Origin of the sequence: Streptomyces sp. MnatMP-M17 (genome assembly GCF_900091995.1) — a bacterium.
Classification (GTDB): Bacteria; Actinomycetota; Actinomycetes; order Streptomycetales; family Streptomycetaceae; genus Streptomyces.
On sequence record NZ_FMDK01000548.1, the window covers coordinates 1 to 2,724 of the forward strand.

The 2,724-nt window shown below is 70.7% G+C and carries 3 protein-coding genes; 1 reads left to right on the forward strand and 2 read right to left on the reverse strand.

The features are described 5' to 3' along the window. Nucleotides 1-113: 113 nt before the first annotated feature. A complete protein-coding gene (locus GA0115259_RS23865; RefSeq protein ID WP_093600843.1) occupies nucleotides 114-887 on the reverse strand; it encodes a thioesterase II family protein in 774 nt (257 codons plus the stop codon). A gap of 27 nt (nucleotides 888-914) precedes the next feature. Then, nucleotides 915-1,526: an NADPH-dependent FMN reductase gene (locus tag GA0115259_RS23870; protein WP_093600845.1), complete on the reverse strand. Its 612-nt coding sequence runs from the start codon at nucleotides 1,524-1,526 to the stop codon at nucleotides 915-917. Nucleotides 1,527-1,694: 168 nt separating this feature from the next. Between GA0115259_RS23870 and GA0115259_RS23875 the strand changes: the two genes are divergently transcribed. Next, nucleotides 1,695-2,724 (forward strand): AfsR/SARP family transcriptional regulator (locus GA0115259_RS23875; RefSeq protein ID WP_141716666.1); only part of this gene is annotated, 1,030 nt, incomplete at its 3' end.

Genomic DNA, 2,724 nt, shown 5'->3' on the forward strand with positions numbered 1-2,724 from the left:
GCAAGGCGGAGGATCGTCGTTGTCGATGGCCCGGCCGTACTTGGACGACTCCGACAACGCGGCGAGCGCGTGTGCCGGGCGTCGCGGGCCAGGCGGGACTTTCGAAACACGCCCTAGGTCCGCGACACATCCCGTCCGGTCGGCCGGACCGCCATCCGGTCCGTGATCGCCTCGGCCACCTTGTCGAGCTGTCCGCCCAGATAGAAGTGGCCGCCGGGAAAGACGAGCGTCTCGCTCTCCAGCGCGGTGCACTCGGACCACGCCCGCGCCTCCTCGACCGGAACCACCGGATCGTCGGCTCCGACGAAGACGCTGACCGGTGTGTGCAGTTGGGGATCGGGAGTCCAGCGGTAGGAGGCCAGCGCGCCGTAGTCGGCCCGCAGCGGAGGAAGGGCCATGGCGACCAGTTCCGGATCGTCCAGCACTCCGGCGTCGGTGCCGCCCAGACGCCGCACGGCGGCCAGGATCGCGCCGTCGCCGTCGAGTTGGTCATGCGGGCCGGCCGTCGTGCCCGGGACACCGCGGCCCGAGAGGAAGAGGCGGACGGGAGCGGGCGCGCCGCACTGCTGGAGCGCGCGGGCGGTCTCGTAGGCGACGAGCGCTCCCATGCTGTGCCCGAAGAGGGCATAGGGCCCGGCGGTCCCTTCGAGCAGCCGCTGGGCGATACGCCCGGCGAGCGAGGTGATCCCGCGCTCCGGTGTCTCGTGTCTGCGGTCCTGCCGGCCGGGATACTGCACGGCGAACACATCGAGATCCGGCGACAGTTGGCGCGACAGACCGGCATAGGCGCTGGCCGCGCCGCCCGCGTGCGGGAAACAGATCAGCCTGGGACGGCCGGGATCACCGGCGTCCGTCCGGTCGTACCGTCTGAACCACTTGGTGTCCATGACGCTTCTCCCTCCGCTCTGCACGGGTCACTCTCCTAAGCAAAGGTCCGTTGCGCGTTCGTACGGTTCGACCGTGCGCGCCTGGCGCAGCGCGCGGGCCCACCAGCCGAGCCGGTCGAGCATGGCGCGGGCGGCCTCGTGACCGGCCTCGATGTCGAAGGGCCGGCCATGTGCGTCGAAGCGGTCCTGGTAGTCGTGGAAGCTGACGGTCTCCCGGACCGTGACCGCGTGGGCCTCGGCGAAGACCTGCCGGAGCTGGGCGACGGCGCACAGTCCGCTCGACGCCCCGCCGTAGGAGAGGAATCCGACCGGCTTGGCGTGCCACTCCTTGTCGTACCAGTCGATGGCACTCTTCAAGGACGCGGGAAAGCTCTGCTTGTACTCGGGCGTGACCACGACGAACGCGTCGGCCGCGGCCAGCCACGGCGCGAGGTCCTGCACCGCCTGCGGTTTACGGGCCGAGAGTTCGGTGGACATCACATCCGGCAGCCAGGCGGTGGCCAGATCGATGACATCGATGTCGAAGTCATCGCGCAGCCGGGCCCTCGACGCGAGCCACTCCGCGGCGACGGGGCCGAACCGGCCCTGTCTGACGCTCCCGATGATGATCACCAGCCGCAGTCGGTCCGTGTCCCCCATCAGAGTCCCACTCCCTTCGCTGTGCCCGCGTCCTGCCGGAATCACTGTGCGGCATATGACTTCGGATTTCCTTCGGGTCCGCTTCGGGCCGCCTCCGGCACCCCCTTGGTATACCGTGACCTGCGCTCATTCCCGTCCCTGTGGGTGGGCTGGGTTAGGCTGGGGCTCATGCAATTCGGGGTGCTGGGACCGCTGGAGGTGTGGGCGACCAAGGAGAGGTTGGTACGTGTACCCGAGGTGAAGGTCCGGGCGCTGCTCGCCGATCTGCTCGCCCACAACGGGCGGGTGGTGCCGGCCGACAGACTCGTCGAGGATCTGTGGGGCGGCTCAACACTTCCCGCCAACCCTCTCGGAGCGCTCCAGGCGAAGGTCTCGCAGTTACGGCGCGCGCTGGAGGAGGCCGAGCCCGGCAGCCGGGAGCTGGTCGTGCACAGGGCTCCCGGGTACGCGCTCAAGGCACCGGACACATCGGTGGACGCCGACCGTTTCCGGACGCTGCTGGTGCGCGCCCGTACGACCGAGGATCCGCGGGCGAAGGCCGCCGTACTGACGGACGCCCTGTCGCTCTGGCGCGGGCCCGCGTTCGCCGACTTCGCGGACGAGCCCTTCGTACGGGTCGCGGTCGCCAGCCTTGAGGAGGAGCGTCTCACCGCCGTCGAGGAACACGCCGAGGCCCGTCTCGAACTCGGTGAGCACAGCACGCTGATCGGTGAACTCACCACTCTGGTGGCCGCCCATCCGCTGCGGGAGCGGCTCCGCGCGGTGCAGATGCGGTCCCTCTACCGGGTCGGGCGTTCCTCGGAGGCCCTCGACAGCTACGCGGAGCTGCGGCGGCGGCTCGACCAGGAGCTGGGCCTGTCTCCCGGTCCCGCCATCGAGGCGCTCCGGCAGGCCATACTCCGCCAGGATCCCGGACTCCAGGACACCTCGGGCGCCTCGAACGCCATCCCGGGCACCCGGTCCCGCACCAATCTGCCCGCGGGAGTGAACTCCCTGGTGGGCCGGGACGAGGCGCTCAGGGAGTTGCAGCAGCTGGTGAGGGACCGCCGGCTGGTCACCCTCACCGGTCCGGGCGGCGTGGGCAAGACCCGGCTCGCCACGGCCACGGCCCGTGAGCTGGACGGTGAATTCCCCGACGGCGTCTGGCTCGTGGAGCTCGCGGGACTCGGCGGCGCGGAGCGGCCCGCCGGGCCGGGAG

Excerpts from the sequence above, each read along its gene's own strand:
- GA0115259_RS23865 (WP_093600843.1), bottom strand. The coding sequence starts at position 887 with ATGGACACCAAGTGGTTCAGACGGTACGACCGGACGGACGCCGGTGAT.
- GA0115259_RS23870 (WP_093600845.1), bottom strand. The coding sequence starts at position 1,526 with ATGGGGGACACGGACCGACTGCGGCTGGTGATCATCATCGGGAGCGTC.